The 17,706-nt window shown below is 60.3% G+C and carries 15 protein-coding genes; 5 read left to right on the plus strand and 10 right to left on the minus strand.

Annotation, left to right across the window (positions count from 1 at the left end):
- Positions 1 to 59 precede the first annotated feature (59 nt).
- The 9 genes from ACWHY3_RS09200 to ACWHY3_RS09240 all read right to left on the minus strand — a co-directional run bounded on the left by ACWHY3_RS09200 (position 60) and on the right by ACWHY3_RS09240 (position 10,061).
- Positions 60 to 1,088 (minus strand): hydrolase, encoded by a 1,029-nt coding sequence (locus ACWHY3_RS09200; protein ID WP_087719735.1) that lies wholly within the window; start codon positions 1,086 to 1,088, stop codon positions 60 to 62.
- A gap of 8 nt (positions 1,089 to 1,096) precedes the next feature.
- The gene (gene pepQ, locus ACWHY3_RS09205; RefSeq protein WP_448128089.1) at positions 1,097 to 2,434 is read right to left on the minus strand and encodes a Xaa-Pro dipeptidase; all 1,338 of its coding nucleotides are present in this window, start codon (positions 2,432 to 2,434) and stop codon (positions 1,097 to 1,099) included.
- Positions 2,431 to 3,357: a LysR family transcriptional regulator gene (locus ACWHY3_RS09210; RefSeq protein ID WP_448128090.1), complete on the minus strand. Its 927-nt coding sequence runs from the start codon at positions 3,355 to 3,357 to the stop codon at positions 2,431 to 2,433. Before ACWHY3_RS09210 ends, pepQ begins: the two co-directional genes overlap by 4 nt.
- A gap of 170 nt (positions 3,358 to 3,527) precedes the next feature.
- Positions 3,528 to 4,586 carry an ABC transporter ATP-binding protein gene (locus ACWHY3_RS09215; RefSeq protein ID WP_087719739.1) on the minus strand — a complete coding sequence of 353 codons (1,059 nt, stop codon included), beginning with the start codon at positions 4,584 to 4,586 and terminating at the stop codon, positions 3,528 to 3,530.
- Positions 4,583 to 5,599: an ABC transporter ATP-binding protein gene (locus ACWHY3_RS09220; protein WP_448128091.1), complete on the minus strand. Its 1,017-nt coding sequence runs from the start codon at positions 5,597 to 5,599 to the stop codon at positions 4,583 to 4,585. The genes ACWHY3_RS09215 and ACWHY3_RS09220 overlap by 4 nt, the downstream gene beginning before the upstream one ends.
- Positions 5,600 to 5,603: 4 nt before the next feature.
- Positions 5,604 to 6,545, minus strand: coding sequence for an ABC transporter permease (locus ACWHY3_RS09225; RefSeq protein ID WP_448128092.1), 942 nt, complete (start codon positions 6,543 to 6,545; stop codon positions 5,604 to 5,606).
- A complete protein-coding gene (locus ACWHY3_RS09230; RefSeq protein WP_448128093.1) occupies positions 6,542 to 7,588 on the minus strand; it encodes an ABC transporter permease in 1,047 nt (348 codons plus the stop codon). Before ACWHY3_RS09230 ends, ACWHY3_RS09225 begins: the two co-directional genes overlap by 4 nt.
- The gene (locus ACWHY3_RS09235; RefSeq protein WP_448128094.1) at positions 7,585 to 9,174 is read right to left on the minus strand and encodes an ABC transporter substrate-binding protein; all 1,590 of its coding nucleotides are present in this window, start codon (positions 9,172 to 9,174) and stop codon (positions 7,585 to 7,587) included. Before ACWHY3_RS09235 ends, ACWHY3_RS09230 begins: the two co-directional genes overlap by 4 nt.
- A 242-nt stretch (positions 9,175 to 9,416) precedes the next feature.
- Positions 9,417 to 10,061 carry a carbonic anhydrase gene (locus ACWHY3_RS09240; protein WP_071230025.1) on the minus strand — a complete coding sequence of 215 codons (645 nt, stop codon included), beginning with the start codon at positions 10,059 to 10,061 and terminating at the stop codon, positions 9,417 to 9,419.
- 222 nt (positions 10,062 to 10,283) lie between these two features.
- Between ACWHY3_RS09240 and gorA the strand changes: the two genes are divergently transcribed.
- From gorA to ACWHY3_RS09260, 4 genes are all read left to right on the plus strand, one after another.
- Positions 10,284 to 11,645 (plus strand): glutathione-disulfide reductase, encoded by a 1,362-nt coding sequence (gene gorA / locus ACWHY3_RS09245; protein ID WP_110632744.1) that lies wholly within the window; start codon positions 10,284 to 10,286, stop codon positions 11,643 to 11,645.
- Between the two features lie 339 nt (positions 11,646 to 11,984).
- A complete protein-coding gene (gene ectA, locus ACWHY3_RS09250) occupies positions 11,985 to 12,572 on the plus strand; it encodes a diaminobutyrate acetyltransferase (RefSeq protein WP_110632740.1) in 588 nt (195 codons plus the stop codon).
- Positions 12,573 to 12,646: 74 nt separating this feature from the next.
- Entirely contained in the window at positions 12,647 to 13,912 is a 1,266-nt protein-coding gene (gene ectB, locus ACWHY3_RS09255; RefSeq protein ID WP_448128095.1) for a diaminobutyrate--2-oxoglutarate transaminase, read from the plus strand.
- 103 nt (positions 13,913 to 14,015) lie between these two features.
- Positions 14,016 to 14,408, plus strand: a complete 393-nt coding sequence (locus ACWHY3_RS09260) for an ectoine synthase (protein ID WP_071230021.1) — start codon at positions 14,016 to 14,018, stop codon at positions 14,406 to 14,408.
- A 351-nt stretch (positions 14,409 to 14,759) separates the two neighbouring features.
- Here the strand turns inward: ACWHY3_RS09260 and ACWHY3_RS09265 are convergent, their stop codons facing one another.
- Positions 14,760 to 16,121, minus strand: coding sequence for a peptidoglycan DD-metalloendopeptidase family protein (locus ACWHY3_RS09265; protein WP_448128096.1), 1,362 nt, complete (start codon positions 16,119 to 16,121; stop codon positions 14,760 to 14,762).
- Here ACWHY3_RS09265 and ACWHY3_RS09270 point away from each other — a divergent pair.
- On the plus strand, positions 16,060 to 17,487 hold the full coding sequence (locus ACWHY3_RS09270; RefSeq protein WP_332780460.1) for an IS1380 family transposase: 1,428 nt from the start codon (positions 16,060 to 16,062) through the stop codon (positions 17,485 to 17,487). The genes ACWHY3_RS09265 and ACWHY3_RS09270 overlap by 62 nt on opposite strands.
- The last annotated feature ends 219 nt before the right edge of the window (positions 17,488 to 17,706 follow it).

A 17,706-nucleotide genomic window follows, 5' to 3' on the forward strand; every position in this document is an offset into this window, starting at 1 on the left:
CGCCGATCAGGCATTGCTTGAGTCTGCGGCTCTCTCCGCTGCCTGGCCTGAGGATCGATTCAGTGATCGAGCTGAGGGGAGGGAGCCATCTGGCTAAGTTTGCGCGGCGCCCACTGCTGCAGCTGCGCTTCGATGCGCCGGGTCAGCCAGGGACCCAGGCGTCCGCCGCGTCTTTCCACGTAACCGACGTGGCCGCCGTGGCGGGCAATTTCCACCCGCACCGATGGCGAGGGTGCCGGCAGGCGAGCGAACAGATCCGGCGGCATGAACGGGTCGTCATCCGCATGCAGGATCAGCGTCGGCAATTCGATTTCCCCCAGTAACGGCCCCGCCGAGGCTCGTCGATAGTAATCGCTGGCAGAGTGAAAGCCGTGCAGCGGGGCGGTGACCTCATTGTCGTAGGCCCAGAAGCTGTCCAACTGTCGAATCTGCTGCGCGCTGATCGTCAACGGCAACGGGGTCGTCCGCAGTCGGGTCAGAACCTTGCGCTTGAGTTGGCGCAGCAGATAGCGCTGATAGAGCCGTGAGAACCCTTGATTGAGCGTATCGGCACTCGCGGCGAGATCCAGCGGGGCGTTGATCGCGATGGCGCCCTCCAGCGGCAGACCGTCGCCACCCTGTTCGGCTACCAGTTTCAACAGCATGTTCGCACCTAGAGATACCCCTGTCGCCACCATGAGTGCCTCGGGATAGCGCTGTGCCAGTCGGCCGATGATCCAGTAGGCATCGGCGGTGTCCCCTGAATGATAGGCTCGCGGCAACCGGTTCAGCGTCTGTCCGCAGCCGCGAAAATGCATCAGCACGGCGCGCCAGCCCATTCGCGCCGCGGCATGGAGCAGTTCGCGGGCGTAGGGCGAATCGAAGGAACCTTCCAGACCATGGAATAGCAGGAAGATCGGCGCGTCGTCGCGAGGCGGGGCTGGGCGGGCCCAGGCCAGCTCGACGAAATCGCCATCCGGCAGGTTCACGATCTCGGTATCTTTCGCCAGGAATCCGCCGGGCAGCAGTCGCGGCAGCAGTGTCTGGACGTGCGCGTTGCGCAGCCCCGGCGGCGCGCGAAAATCAGCCGATACGATCGTGTTTGCCATGGATGGGTTCAATCCTCGGCGATCGGTCCGCCCTGGGTCAGATTGTCGTGGCCATCGGCCGTGATGATCACGTTATCCTCGATCCGGATGCCACCGTGATCCTGGAGCCGGTCGACTGCGGCCCAGTCGACGGCTTCACGCTGCGCGCCCTGGCGAAACGGCTCGAGCAACATGGGAATCACGTACAAACCCGGTTCTATGGTAACCACCATGCCGACGTCAAGCGTGCGTGTCAGGCGCAGGGCAGGATCCTCGGCCGGCGGCGGCAACGGCGTTCCCTGTCCGTCGCGCTGCCGGCCGCCCACGTCATGAACCTGAATGCCCAGGCTATGGCCGAGCCCGTGAGGACAGAAGGCGCGTGTCAGGCCGCTCTCCACGGCCGCTTCGGCGCTGATCGAGATCAGTCGGGTTTCGACCAGCAGCTCGGCCAGATGGCGGTGCATTTCCCGGTGCAGTTCGACGAAATCCAGTCCTGGAGCCAGCCGCGAAATCAGACGCTGCTGGTAGTCGGCGACGCCCTGGATGAGTCGCTCGAACAGCGGATCGGCGTGAACGGAAGCCCAGGTGCGGGTGATATCCGCCGCGTAGCCAGCATGGGAATGGCCGGCGTCGACCAGCAGCGACTTCGGCGTGCCGGGTGCCTCCACGTCATAGTGTTGATAGTGCAGGGTGCCCGCGTGGTGATCGATGCCGATGATGTTCTGGTAAGGCACCTGAGATTCCCGCTGGCGCGTCGCCGCGAGATAGGCGAGCTGGATATCCAGTTCGCTGGCGCCCACGGCAAAGGCATCGCGGGCCGCATCATGCCCCCTCAGGGCCCGCTGGTTGGCAACGAACAGGCAATGGCGCTCGTAGTCGTCCTTGTACATGCGCAATTCGTCCAGCGCTACCAACAGCGCCGGCGGGTTGAGCTCGGCCCCGGCCGGCAGCGACGACGCTTCCAGATCGCCGATCACCGCAAGACGACGGGCTGTCACGTCGCCCTTCGGTGGCCAGCCGGTATCGCGCAGCGGCTGTAGCGTCATGACTTCTGCCAATACGCCCGTCGGCGCTGGCGTGGCCAGGTGCCAGAAATCGGCCGGCGCGTAGTAGTACCAGCGGGGCGAACTACCCGGCTGAATCAGCAGCCAGTCGTGCTGATGATGGCTGGCCCCGGTCCAGTGGGCGAAATGACCGTAGCTCCTGAAGGAGGCTTCCTGGTCATCGGCGAAGTGGACACCGGCATGGCCGCTGTAGATGAGAACGGCATCGAACCGTTGGACAGCAAGAATATCGGCGTACGCCGCCTGGAGACGGTCCAGATGGGCACGCTGGAGCACGTCGACGGTATCTGTATGAGCGGTCATTGGGCGTTTCCTGTCGTTGAACCGGCAGCGAGTCGAGTCAACAACCCAGGTAGCGTGGGATGCCGACTGTCCTGCCGAAAGTAGAGGCGTAACGATAGCGGCACATCCCAACGCTGGTCACCAGCACGTGTCAGCTCGCCAGTTTCGAGAAGATGACGAACCGTGCGCCAGGGTAGCCAGCCAAGTCCGTAACCCTGCTGAACCAGTTCGCGAATGTTGGACGTCTGGACGTTCTCGTTGAGCGTGGACAGATGCACTTCCTGGCGCGAGCGGCTCCAGTGGGCCTGCAGCGCTGCGGCAATCAATCCGCTGGGATGATAGGCGATATGCGGCATCGGCTCCCGCTTGTGGCCGGGCAGGGCGAAACGCGGTTGGCCGTCGGCATCTGCCAGGCAGACAGGGATCAGCCGCTCCTCGCCGATCTCGAGGTAGCGCACGCCACTGAGATCGATATCGAGTGCGGTGCGGCCTTCCGGCCAGTAACACAGCGCCAGATCCACTTCGCCACGTTCCAGTGCCTGAAAATACTCCCCGACCAGCCAGCTCGTGGCACGCAGGTAGGGCTCGACCTGCGACTGGATGGCATTCGTTTCCAGCCATGAAGGGACGAAGTGCGTCACCAGGCTCTGGGGCGCCGCCAGCTTGACGCGACGCGAGTCCTCTCGGGCGAGGTTCTGCAATCGCTCGCGCGTGACTCGCACTCGCTCGGTAATCTGATTGCACAGAATGAGGAACTCCTCGCCGGCCGGGGTCAGACTGAGCGGCAATGTCTGACGATTGACCAGCGTGGCGCCCATCGACTCCTCGAGCAGTTTGATGCGGCGCGAAAAGGTCGGTTGGGTGACGTTCTGTTGATCGGCGGCACGAGAAAAATGACGCGTTTCGGCCAGGACGATGAAGTCCTCCAGCCAACGTAGTTCCATGGTGTTCTCTATCGTAAATCACGCGGTTGCGATCCGCCGGACGGTGGGTTGGCCAATCACTTCATCGACATAGGACTGTCTCGAAAGAACTGTCTCGAAAAAGAACCGACTCGCAAGAACCGACTCGAACCAGCCTACCCGATACGCCATTGAGCGACTATCGAAGGCGATCACGGGATGCGCCCCTCCTCGACGGCGTGGCACGCGACCCGCCGGCCGTCCCGGAGAACGAGTGCTGTCGGCGTCTCCCGCTGACAGCGGGCGTTGGCGTAGGGGCAGCGTTCCCGGAACACGCACCCGCTCGGCGTCTCGATCGGGGGCGGCGCGTCGTCGCTCAGACGCAGTGGCTCGGCATCGATATCTTCCAGACGCGGGCTCGCCGCCAACAGCGCCCGCGTATACGGATGCCGGGGTTGGGCGAAGAGCGTATCGGCATCCGCCAGCTCGCAGATCGTTCCCCGGTACATGACCGCGACTCGTGTGGCGAAGTGCTCGACGACCGCCAGATCATGGGTGATGAACAGGTAGGTCAGACGACGTTCCGCCTGAGTGTCCATCAGCAGATTCATGATCTGGGCCTGCACCGAGACATCCAGGGCGGAGACGGGCTCGTCGGCCACGAGGAACTCGGGATCCACGCTGAGCGCCCTGGCGATGGCGATACGTTGCCGCTGCCCTCCGGAGAGCTCGTGGGCGAAGCGCTCGCCCCAGCCGATATCGATACCCACGTCGGCCATCAGCGCATCGGCCCGATGGTGAATCTTCGAATGCGACCAGGCGGGATGATGGAAGCGAATGGGCTCCTCGAGGGTCTGGCGCACCGTCAAACGCGGATTCAGCGATGAATCAGGGTTCTGGAAGATCATCTGCATGCGCCGACGAAACGGGCGCCACTGTTTCGCGTCGAGACGGTCGACGCGCTGGCCGTCGTAATGGACTTCCCCTTCGCTGGCTGTCAGCAAACCCATGATCAGCCGTGCCAGGGTCGATTTGCCACATCCCGATTCCCCCACCACACAGAGCGCATCGCCGCGCTGAATATCCAGGTCGACGCCGTTGACCGCATGAATCCGTTGGCGGTGCCAGCCGCGTCGACGCTTGTCGAACCGCCACGGCAGCAGGCGGCCGGGATGCAGCGCGAAGCGCTTGTGCAAGCCACGAACCGTGACCAGCGGGGCGGACACATCGGCCGCGCGTCCCAGGGTCTGCAGCGAGTCGGCGAGGTTCATGTCGTTTCTTCCTCGATCGGCACGGTCGTGATCAGTTCACGAACCCAGTGGCAGGCAACCTGGCTGCCGCCGGAAGAGACGGCCTCGGGGACCTGTTCCACGCATGCCTGACGCAGCCGCCCTTGTGGCGTGAAGCGGTAACGGCATCGGGGATGAAAGGCGCAACCGTCCGGCACCCGGGCAAGGCTCGGCATGTTGCCGGGGATCTGCGCCAGGCGCTGTCTGGGCAACGTCATCTGGGGCAGGGCATTGATCAATCCTTGCGTATAGGGGTGCTGGGCATCGTTGATGATCTCCCGGGTCGGCCCCTGCTCTACGATACGGCCGGCATACATGACCAGCAGGCGCTGTGTCAGTTGACCGATGACGCCGAGATCATGGGAGATCACGATCAGGCCGACGTTGTGCTTGTCGCATAGCTGCGTGAGCAGGGCGATGATTTCGGCCTGGAGGGTGACATCGAGAGCGGTGGTGGGCTCGTCGGCGATGATGATGTCGGGGTCCAGCAGCAGCGCGATGGCGATGACCACGCGCTGGCAGAGCCCACCGGAGAGCTGATGCGGATACTGCTCGAAACGTTGCTCGGGAGACGACACCTGCACCTGGCGCAGCTTGTGCAGCGCGATGGCCCGTGCGCGGCGCTCGGAGATCCGGCGGTGGGCCTTGAGACTCTCGATCATCTGCCGGCCGATGGTCAGGGCCGGATTGAGCGTCGTCAGCGGATCCTGGAATATCATCGCCACGCGGTTACCCCGAATCCTGCGCAGTTGGCGATCCGAAAGTGTCGTCAGTTCGCGTCCTTCGAACCGAACGCGACCGCCGGCGATGTATCCCGGCCGGGAAAGCAGTTTCAGCAGGCTGAAGGCGAGCACCGACTTGCCGGCGCCGGACTCTCCAACGATACCCAGCCGCTCGCCACGTTCGAGCGCGAAACTCACGTCACGCACCGCGCGGATCTCGTCGTGCCGCAGCGGGAAACGGACATCGAGGTGATCGACCTCCAGCAGCGCCATGGCGTTATCCCTTGTGAAGACGAGGATTCATCGTATCGCGCAACCAATCCCCCAGCAGGTTGATGACCAGGACCAGCGTCACCAGAAACAGCCCCGGCAACAGCGTGATCCACCAGGAACCGGACTGCAGGTAGTCGAATCCCGACTTGATCAGCGAGCCCAATGACGGTTCGGTCTCCGGCATCCCCAGACCCAGAAACGATAGCGCCGCTTCGGCCATGATGGCGTTGGCGACCTGGATGGTGGAGAGCACGAAAATCGGCGACAAGGTATTGGGCAGAATATGTCGCCACATGATGCGGTAACTCGGGAAGCCCAGCACGCGAGCAGCGTCGACATAGTCTTTCTGTTTCTCCGCCAGGACGCTCGCCCTGACGGTCCGGGCGTACTGGGGCCATTCGCTCAGACCGATGATCAGTATCAGGATCACGACGCCGTAGTCGCCATAGAACGCGCCGCCGAATGCTGCCTTGACCACGGCACCGACGATGATCGCCATCATCAAGGTCGAGAAGGATAGCTGGATATCGGCCAGCCGCATCAGTGACGCATCGACGATGCCTCCTCGGTAACCCGCGAGCAGCCCCAGCGCCGTGCCCAGCACGGATTGCAGCAGCACCGCACCGAAGCCGATCGCAACCGACACGCGTGCGCCGTAAAGGATGCTCGAGAGCAGATCCCGGCCCTGCGCGTCGGTGCCCAGCAGATGGACAGGTTCACTGCCCGCGATCCAGAACGGTGGCAATTCGGAATCCAGCAGGCTGATTTGTGCGAGATCGTAAGGGTTGCTGGGCGCGATCCAGGGGGCTAGCAGTACGCTTGCCATGATCAGCACGAACAGTGCCAGGCAGACCTGGGCGCGGCGGTTTCGCTGCAACCGGTAAAGGAAATGGGAGCCGCGGAAGCGACGCCAGACGGTTGCCGAGGAGCGGGTTTCGAGACTCATGCGGTTCTCCCGCTCAACGTGACCCGCGGGTTCAGCATTCGATAAAGCAGATCGACGAGGGTGTTGATCACCACGAAAAGCAGGCCGGCCACCATCAGGTAGGCCACGATCAGCGGCATGTCGGCGCGCTCGATGGCATCGAGGAACATCAATCCTGCCCCCGGCCACTGGAAGACGGTCTCCGTCAGCAGGGTATAGGCCACCAGCGTGCCGATCTGGACACCGCCCAGCGTCACTACCGGCAGCAGCGTGTTCTTCAGCGCATGCAGAAAATAGATGCGCGATGGCCGCAGCCCTCTGGCTCTGGCGTATTTCACGTAGTCCGACTCCAGCACTTCCAACATCTCTGCATGAATCAGGCGGACGAACAGCGGCAGCATGACCAGCGCCAGGGAGAGGGCGGGGAGCAGCAGATAGAGAAGGCCCTGCAGCGAAGCGAAATTGGTGTACCAGCCTCCCAGGACGTGGACGGGATTGCCACGCCCATAGGCAGGCATGCCGCCTTCGATGGAGAGAAGCTGGTTGAGCCAGTGGCCCCAGCCGGTGTCCGCAGGAAACAGCGTTACCTGGATGCCGATCGAGAAGACCTGGATCAGCACCATGGCGGTCAGAAAGACCGGCACGGAGATGCCGATCACCGATAGCCCCATCAGCGTTTTTGACAACCAACTGTGCGGCCGGATCGCGCAGAACACGCCCATCGGCACGGATAGCAGGAGTGTCAGTACGGCACTGGCCGCCACCAGTTCGAGGGTCGCCGGCAAATAGCGGGCGATCACGCCGAGCGCGGGCTCGTGGAAGAAGTAGGATTGGCCGAAATCCAGATGCAAGGCGTCGTTCGCGAAATCCAGGTATTGCACCCATAGCGGGTCGTCCAAGCCGAGCGAGTGGCGCAGTGCCGTGGCTTCTGCCTCGGTGGCCGCTGGCCCGAGCCTCTGCTGCACGGGCCCCCCCAGTCCGCCCTGGATCGCGAAGCCGATCATGCTGATGATGAACATCACCAGAACTGCCTGGCACAGCCGCCGAATCAGAAACAGGATCATCGAGACTGCACGACCACGTCGCCCAGGTAGGGCATGTTCATGACATTCAGCACGGGCGCGATATCGACCCGTTCGGCCGCCGCCCAGGCGAGATTCTGCCAGTACAGGGGAATGAACGGGGCATCGTCATGGATCGCCTGCTCGGCCTGCCTCAGCAACTGGGCGCGAGCGCCCGGCCGGGTGGTGAGGTTGGCCCGGTCGACCAGCGCGTCGATCTGCGGATTGCAGTACTCGCTGGCGTTGTAACGCCCGGCACCCGTATTCGGATCGGGACAGAAGGTCAGATACTCGAAGAAATTGGCGGAATCGCCGGTATCGGAATACCAGCCCATCATCATCATGTCGGCGGCACGGTTGTCGTACTCGACCCAATACTGATTCTTGGGTAGCGTCTCGAATTCGACGGTGACGTTGATCTTGGCCAGCATGGCGGCAATCGCCAGCGCTACCTGAGCGGTCTGGGCATCGTTCACGTAGCGGTTGTTGGGTGCCATCAGGGTGACCGAAAACCCATCGCCGTAGCCGGCGTCACGCATCAACTCTCGGGCCTTGGCGAGGTCATAGCGTGGTGTCAGCGTCGATACGTGACCAGCGGAGCCCTTGGGCGACATCTGCGCCGCGGGTGTCGCAAAACCTTTCAGCAAGCGCTCGGCAATGGCCGTCTGATTGACCGCATAGGCAAAGGCGCGCCGCACGCGTGCATCGCGAAACGCCGGTACCCGCTGCTCGTTGAGCTGCAGCATGGTGATACGAGTACCGGGCATGGTGACCAGTTTGACGCCATCCGCGTGACGCAATCGCTGCACGGCATTGAAGGGCACCGGCGAGATGAAGTCGACATCATCGGCGAGCAGGGCGGCGACACGAGTCGCATTCTCCGCGATCGGTGTCATGACCAGACGATCGACATTGCCGGGTGAATCGCCGTCCCAGTAATCCGGATAGCGCTTGAACTCGATCCGGGTGCCCGGCTGACGCGACACGATCTCGAAAGGGCCGGTGCCAGACAGGTGATTCGAGGCAAAGGAGTTGCCATTCTTGACGATCTCGCTCTTGTCCTGCCCCTTGGCCGAAGTGCCGGTATAGAACTGGCTGTCCATCGGAAAGATATAGGTCGCGAGGTTGAGCAGTAGCGGATAGGGCTGACGCGTCCGCAGGTCGACGGTAAAGTCATCGACCGCTTCGACGCGTTCGACGGGAGCGAAAATGGCGCGGAAATCCGGGCTCCGCTTGAGACGCTGCACCGTCCATACGACATCCTTCGCAGTGAAGGCGTTACCGCTATGAAAGGTGACGCCGTGCCGCAGGTGTAGCCGCATGGTCGTATCGTCGAGTCGTTCCCAATCGGTGGCCAGCCGGGGTTCGAGCTGAAGATTCCGGTTCCAGCGAACCAGCGGGTCGAAGGCCAGATGGGAGAGCTGGAGCATGCCGATGGCAAGCTGTTCGTGAATATCCAGCGACACCGGGTCGGTGTCATAGGCCACTCTGAGCAGGGTGCTCTTATCGTCCGCCATGGCTGCGCAGGTCAATGGCAACAGAGACAGGCTTCCCATCAGCAAGCCAAGCAGAATCGTCGTGAGACGCATTGCGGGTCCGATATTGTTATGAAATCACGCCTTGAGATGACGTGGAGAACGTTGCCAATGCGTGCTGCCATTGGTCATTGGCTCGATCGGTAATGTCTGGCAGATCCATCGTGTCATCCACCTTACTCATGGATGACCGATGGACCCAATCGAAATCTCGAACCATGCCATTCAATCAGCGAATAGCTCGACTCGGCTCATGAGATGTTCGGCTCTGATGATGCAGGTCTGCTGCCTGGCGTTCACTCCTGGGCGGAGAAGGTCGGCTGAATACGGATACTTCCCATCTGATCGGCGCGTGACACGGTGCAGCCCAGATCATTGACGCGACCATCCGTGAGGCCATAGACCCAGCCATGCACGGACAGCGGCTGCTCCCGCTCCCAGGCACGCTGAATGATCTTGGTACGGCACAGGTTGGCAACCTGGAGGCGAACATTGTGTTCGCACATGCGGTCGACCTGCTCATCCAGGGGGAGTGACTCGAGTGTCGGCCGATGCTGCTGATAGAGCTCGCTGATGCTATTGAGCCAGTAGTCGACGATACCGTGCTCCCCGCCAGTGATTGCGGCCCTGACCCCACCACAGCCGTAGTGCCCGACCACCATGATGTGCTTGACCTTGAGCACGTCGACGGCGAACTGAACGACCGACAATGCATTCATGTCGTTGTGGTAGATCAGATTGGCAACGTTACGGTGAACGAAAACTTCACCTGGTGGCAGGTCGACGATCTGGTTGGCAGGTACGCGACTATCCGAGCATCCGATCCAGAGATAGTCGGGATTCTGCTGCTGGGAAAGCTCCGCAAAGAAGTTCGGAGCACGCTGCTGCACACCGTCGGCCCAGCGCCGATTCTGTTCGAGAAGAGTCTGGATATCGCTCATGACAGTAACCTGAGTACGTGGCTTGGCGAACGTCTTGTGTCGCCGTCAAGACAACGATTCTAGGCTATCCGGCGATATTTTCGAAGTCACACCATCTGACGCGCCGAACGCGAGCATCACGCCTTGCAAAGCTTTTTTTATATCGCCTCGATAGTCACGGACTTTTCCGACACCGGATCGAGGCTGGTATCATCGCCGCATCATGTCTCAAGGAGTTTCACTGTGGCGAATTACGATTACGATCTTTTCGTGATAGGGGCCGGTTCCGGTGGTGTACGTGCCGCACGGACGGCTGCAGCAACGGGCGTCAAAGTGGCCGTTGCCGAAGATCGCTATCTGGGCGGTACCTGTGTCAACGTCGGCTGCGTGCCGAAGAAGCTGTACTCCTACGCGGCACATTTTCATGACGCCTTCGAAGACAGCAGCGGTTTCGGCTGGACGATACCGCAGGCGCCGAAATTCGATTGGGCCACGCTTCGTGACAACAAGGTCGAAGAGATCAAGCGTCTCAACGGCATCTACAACCGCCTGCTGGAAGGGGCCGGCGTCACGCTGATCAATGGCCGGGCCAAAGTCGTCGATGCCCACGCGGTCGAGGTCAATGGCGAGCGCATCACCGCGGAGAAGATTCTGGTCGCGGTCGGCGGCTGGCCGTGGACGCCGCAGTTCGAGGGCAGCGAATATACCGTCAACTCCAACCAGGTATTCGACCTCGACGACTTCCCCAAGCGCTTTCTGGTCCTGGGCGGCGGCTATATCGCCGTCGAGTTCGCCAGCATATTCAATGGCCTGGGCGCCGATACGCACCTGGTCTATCGTGGCGCGCTATTTCTGCGCGGATTCGACCACGAAGTTCGCGAGTTCACGCGGGACGAAATGGCCAAGAAGGGCGTCAACCTGCATTTCGAGGCCAATATCGAGCGTATCCGCAAGGTGGAAGGCGGGCTCGAAGTGACATTGACCAACGGTGAACAGCTCGAGGTGGATGCCGTGCTTGCCGCCACAGGGCGTCGTCCGCACCTGGAAGGGCTGGGCCTGGATTCGCTGGGCGTGGAGCTCAACACCGACGGCACGCTCAAGGTCAACGAGCGCTACGAATCCTCCGTGCCGTCGATCCTTGCGTTGGGCGACGTAACCGGCGGCCCCGAGCTGACGCCGGTCGCGCTGGCAGAAGCCATGCACCTGGTTCAGCATCATTACGGCGACAAGACACCGGGACCGCTCGACTACCAGAACATCGCGACGGCCGTGTTCTGCCATCCCAATATCGGCACCGTGGGTCTTTCCGAAGAAGAAGCGCGCGAGCGCTTCGGCGCAGTGCGCATCTACAGCGCGGATTTCCGTCCGATGAAGCACACGCTGTCCGGCAGTGACGAGCGCTGCCTGATGAAGCTGGTGGTCGATGATGCCAGCGACCGCGTCGTCGGCGCCCATATGGTTGGTGACGAAGCGGGGGAAACCATTCAAGGCATCGCGATCGCCGTGCGCGCCCAACTGACCAAGACGGATTTCGACGCCACGGTGGGTATCCACCCGACGGCAGCGGAAGAGTTCGTTACCATGCGCAGCCTCACTCGCCGCTGATCACGGCTCCGCTGCTACGTTCAATGGCCGCCCTCGAGGCGGCCATTGTCGTTATGCCCGATGTCCGGCCTTCGTGACTCTCATCGGCGCGCCCCGAATTCGCCATGAGAGAAAGTTTTTCAGAACGATGCGAGCATCGAGCCTCAAAGACTTCGCCTATTTCCTCCAATACATCTTCCTCCAATATATCGCCAGCCTTCGTCTAGACTGGAATTTCCGGATGCTCATCCAGCATATAAATATTCATTATTGAACTGGTTGAGTAAAATAACCTGCGGTTTGAAGCTTGCTTCACTCGCTGTTATCCTTGAATTCAAATTCGCCATAGCGACGATGACGATGACCAACCCCAATCCGGCATTTACGCCGTCGGCAGACTTGGCAAGGCCTACCGTGGCCGATGCCGTCGTTGGCAAGCCCGATATGCCACTGTTCATTCGCAAGCCCACCACGGAAGACGGGTGGGGGATCTATGAACTGGTCAAGGCCTGTCCGCCGCTCGATGTCAATTCCGGTTATGCCTATCTGTTGCTGGCAACGCAGTTCCGCGACAGCTGTGCCGTCGCGACGACAGAAGATGGTGAAATCGTCGGATTCGTGTCCGGCTATGTCAAAGCTGCCGCTCCCGATATCTATTTCCTGTGGCAAGTCGCGGTCGGGGAAAAGGCACGGGGCACCGGCCTGGCTAGACGCCTGGTCGAAGCCGTGCTGACTCGGCCGGAATTGGCAGGGCTGAATCATCTCGAAACCACGATCACGCCTGACAATCAGGCCTCATGGGGCTTGTTCAAGCGTCTGGCGGATCGCTGGCAGGCGCCCCTCATCAGTCGCGAATACTTTTCGACCGATCAACTGGGCGGAGAGCACGACCCGGAAAACCTCGTCCGGATCGGCCCGTTCGACCCCCAACGTATCCAGGGCGGGTAAGGTCTGCGTTGTCACGCATGTCTTATGCCAGCACGCCTTATCCACGACATCCACACTCCCATTACGGAGGTTGTATGCAGACTCAGATTCTCGAACGCATGGAGTCCGAGGTCCGGACTTATTCTCGCTCCTTTCCAATTGTTTTCACCAAGGCCCAGGGCGCGCGCCTGACTGCCGAGGATGGCCGCGAGTACATCGATTTTCTCGCTGGCGCCGGCACGCTCAATTACGGTCATAACCATCCGAAGCTTCAGGAAGCGCTGGTCGAATACATCACTTCCAACGGTATCGTCCATGGTCTGGACATGTGGACCGCCGCCAAGCGCGACTACCTCGAGACGCTGGAAGAAGTGATCTTCAAACCGCGTGGGCTGGACTACAAGGTTCATCTGCCGGGCCCGACGGGTACCAACGCTACCGAAGCCGCGATTCGCCTGGCTCGCGTGGCAAAGGGGCGTCATAACATCGTCACCTTCACCAATGGCTTCCATGGCGTCACCATGGGCGCACTGGCAACGACCGGCAACCGCAAGTTCCGCGAAGCGACCGGTGGCATCCCGGCCCAGGGTGCCAGCTTCCTGCCGTTCGATGGCTATCTCGGGGAAGGCACCGACACACTCGACTATTTCGAGAAGCTGCTGAGCGACAAGTCTGGCGGGCTCGACGTGCCGGCCGGCGTGATCGTCGAGACGGTGCAGGGCGAGGGCGGTATCAACCCGGCAGGCCTGGACTGGTTGAAGCGTCTGGAAGGCATCTGCCGCGCGCATGACATCCTGCTGATCGTCGACGACATCCAGGCAGGTTGTGGCCGTACCGGCAAGTTCTTCAGCTTCGAGCATGCCGGCATCGTGCCTGATATCGTCACCAATTCGAAATCGCTGTCCGCTTATGGCCTGCCGTTCGCCCACGTGCTGATGCGCCCCGAACTGGATAAGTGGAAGCCTGGCCAGTACAACGGCACATTCCGTGGTTTCAACATGGCTTTCGTGACAGCGGCGGCCGCGCTCAGGCATTTCTGGAGCGACGACACCTTCGAGCGCGACGTCCAGCGTAAAGGGCGTATCGTCGAAGAGCGCTTCGCCAGGATTGCCGCGATGCTGACCGAAATGGGTTATCCCGCGAGCGAGCGTGGCCGCGGTCTGATGCGCGGTATCGATGTGCGCGACGGCGACGTGGCGGACAAGATCACGGCGAAAGCCTTCGAGAACGGGCTCATCATCGAAACCGCGGGGCAGGATGGTCAAGTCGTGAAGTGCCTGTGCCCGCTGGTGATCAGCGATGAAGACCTCCTCGAAGGTCTGGATATTCTGGAGCGCAGTGCCAAGGAAGCCTTCGCCTGAGGCGGAAACTGACACGACGCACAATAGGGCGGCCCTCCTTCAACGAGCATGGGGCCGTCTCTCATGTCATCTTTTGACGAGTCACCCACCAGGAGTTGTATCGATGATCGTACGTAATCTTCAGGAATGCATGAAAACCGACCGCTTCGTCGAAGCCGAGAACGGTAACTGGGACAGCACTCGCTTGATGCTGGCTGAAGACGGCTGTGGGTTTTCATTCAACATCACGCGTATTCATCCGGGTACGGAAACCCACATTCACTACAAGAACCACATCGAAGCGGTGTTCTGCTACGAAGGTGAGGGTGAAGTGGAAACCATCGCCGATGGCAAGATCCATACCATCAAGGCCGGCGACATGTATTTGCTCGACCAGCACGATGAGCATTGGCTGCGTGGCAAGGAAAAGGGCATGACCGTGGCCTGTGTCTTCAGCCCTGCGCTAACTGGCCGTGAAATTCACCGCGAAGACGGCTCCTACGCACCGGCCGAGTAAATCTCAACGCGCCATCGTTCATTCAGGCACAAAAAAAGACCGCTTATGCGGTCTTTTTTTGATCCTGACCTCCTCCCAGAAACCGGATCCACCGGCAATGTGAAATTCCCGCTACGTTTATTCTGATAGCACGAGATCTCGCGATGGAGCCTCGACTTGGTGCCGTGAAAACAGAATACCAACGGACTAATTCGCCAGTAATTTTGAAGGGTACGGCCTTTCGAGAAGTCATCGACGCTGAGCTGCGGTAGGTCGTAGAGAGGCTCAACAACCTGCCCGCAGCGTCTGGGTTATCAGACTCCGGTCCAAGTATTTTGAGTGGATACTCAGGCTCATTGGAAATGCGTTTTTCTAAGGTAATTTCGATTGGCTAGCAATCATAGATAAAGTTGTGTCGTGATCAATCTGAGCTAAGAACTGCTTGGCCTCCTTTTGAAAGGCTGCTAATGCTTGTCCAGATAGCTGCTTGCCTTCCGGCAATTTGACGCGCATGGCGTCGACTTGATTATTGTTAACCATTAATTCGTAATGAAGATGAGGCCCCGTGCTACGACCCGTATTGCCGGATAGTGCAATCTTCTGGCCTCTGGAAACGCGCTCGCCTTCAGATACCAAGCGTTTGGATAGGTGCATATAGCGAGTCTTGTAGCCGTTGTCATGGCGGATCACAACGTAGTTTCCAGCGCCATTTGCTTGATAGGCCGATTTGACAACACGTCCATTTGCTGGAGATTGAATCGAAGTGCCAATGGTTACTGCAAAGTCAGTGCCTCGATGCGGACTAACTCGGCCAGTGATTGGGTGCTTTCGCCGCAAGTTAAAAGGCGAGCTTATCCTGTAGTCGCCTTTAAACGGCTTCCGGTTAAATGCCGGGGAGAGGCTGTAGCCTTCAGAGGTATAAAAATTGTCATCAGCAGGATTCCTAACGATAGCTAGGTCTCTTTTATTGCCTTTGTAGTGAGCAGCAAGGATGCGCGAATCAGCAGCCTGACCCTCAATCATATCGGTTTCTACCAAAACTCGGAATTGATCTCCTCGCCGGGCAGCACGGCGAAAATTTATCTTTTTCGAAAGTAGATCGCTCAGATCAGACACTTCTGAGTAAGATAAGCCAGTGGCGCTGGCTGACTGAGCAAAACTGCCATTGACGGTTCCTGAAAACAATCGCTCCGTTTTCCGAGCCGTTTTTTCAAGACGAGTAACCTCAAAGCTCTTGCTGTCGTGGTCGCGTTCAATCAGGAGGCCGGAATGTGCATCCTCCATGATTCGCAGTGCCAATAATTCACCAGATTCGTTAATTTTAAAGTCAAAGTTATCACCGACACGCCAGCGAGTGAATGTCCTTTCGTCCGGGATTTCTTCGAGAAGCTGCATAACTTCATCATAGCCTAGTCCCAGAATGCGTTCGGCCATGTCCGCGAAAGTATCGCCGGATTGAATGGTATAAGTTTCCCAAGATGGGACGAATCTTTCGTTGGCTACCAGTTCTTCTTCCATGTCTACTTTTTCATCGTTATGTATTAGGTCGACAGATAAACCAACATCGGAAGTCCCGCCAACTTTGCGATCGTTGGCTTCTGTTGACCCCGGGATATTCATGACGGAGGGCTCGAAATAAAGATAGCGGATGGTATTCTCTAGAGAAATCAGTGTGTTCCGCCAAGAACCTGATTCCAGAGGACCATCCGCTATGGGTGAAACTGTATCCCCCATGACACCCTCCTTCAATGGCTCCGTACGTGTCCAGCTCAGCGGCCATGCCACCAGCAGTGATGCCGGGGCGCTGGTACTTCGCGAAGCCCTCGATCGCAGCGGTGTCATGGCCGCACTTGACCACCACTTGGTCGATTCCCGAAACCCGCTACGCATCCGTCATTCGCTGGCGAGCCAGTTGCGTACCGTCGTTTTGCAGCGTGCTATGGGTTGGATCGACCTGAGTGATACCGCCACGCTGCGTCACGACCCGCTTTGGCACCTGGTGTGCAGCGATGCACGCGGCCTGACGCCGCTGGACGAGGCGCGTCCGTCCCAGGCGACGCTGTCGCGATTGCTCAACTGCCTGGGCACGGATGCCAACATCGATACCGTCCACGAAGGCCTGCTGCGCCTGGCCATCTGGCGATGGCGCTCGCTGCCGTGGATCCAGCGGCCCCGTCATGTGACCCTGGACATCGATGGGCTGCCGATTGAGGTGTTCGGCCATCAGAGCGGCTCGGCCTACCACGGCCATGTGGGCAGCCGGATCTACTCGCCGCTGATCGCCTCCCTCGCCGAGACCGGCGACCTGGTGGGTGGCCTGCTGCGCGAGGGCAATGCCGGCCCGGCCGAGGAGGCCGATACCTGGATCCCCCACCTGGTTCAGCGCCTGGCGGAAGGTCTGAACCTGGCGATTGACCAGGTCCTTGTCCGCCTGGATGCCGGCTTCACCGACAACGCGACACTGGAGGCCATGGACGCGCGGGAGATCGATTATCTGGGCCGTTTGAAAAGCAACTCGGTACTGCAGACGCAGGCCGAGCCTTATCTCAAGCGGCCTCGCGGTCGGCGGCCTGAGACGTCTCGCGAGTGGTGCCATGATCTCGACTACCAGGCCGGCTCCTGGACGTCACCACGGCGCGTCGTGCTGGTGGTGCAGGAGAACCCCGACGACCTGCTGCTGCACAGCTTTTTCCTGGTGACCAACCTCAGCAAGCTCGATTATCCAGCGGAGAAAGTGCTGGCCCTGTACCGCAAACGTGGCAAGGCCGAGGCCCACATGGGCGAGCTGAAATCGGCGCTCAATGTCCACTTGTCCTCGACGGATCGCGGCGCCTCCACGGTGCAGCAGGTGATGGCCCGAAATCAGGTCAGCCTGCTGCTGAGCCTGTATGCCTACGAGCTGCTGCATGGCCTGCGTTGTCTGCTGGAGCGGCAAACCCGCCAGGGCTGGAGCCTGATGCGGGTGCGCGAACAGGTGCTCAAGGTCGCGGCCACGCTCACCGTCCATGCACGGCGGGTGACGGTGCACCTCGGCGCCGCGGCCGACAAATGGTGGCCGACGCTATTGCGCGGTCTTCCCCAGCTTGCACCATTGGAGTAGTCACCGGCCCAGCGCAACACCTCACCACGATCGGCAGAAAACAGCCGAGGGCTCTTCCTGCGTCCCCCATCATAGAAAGTGCCATGTGGTGATAAGTAGGCACATCGGCAAGAACCAAACAGCATAATCAGAGGTGCCTGGCAGCGCTCAAGTCAGGCCGTAGGTACCAACCTGTTCGCCAGAAGCCCACCTCGAGCTCCTGGTGAATAATGCGGGTTG

It is taken from the genome of Salinicola sp. NYA28a, assembly GCF_976982775.1.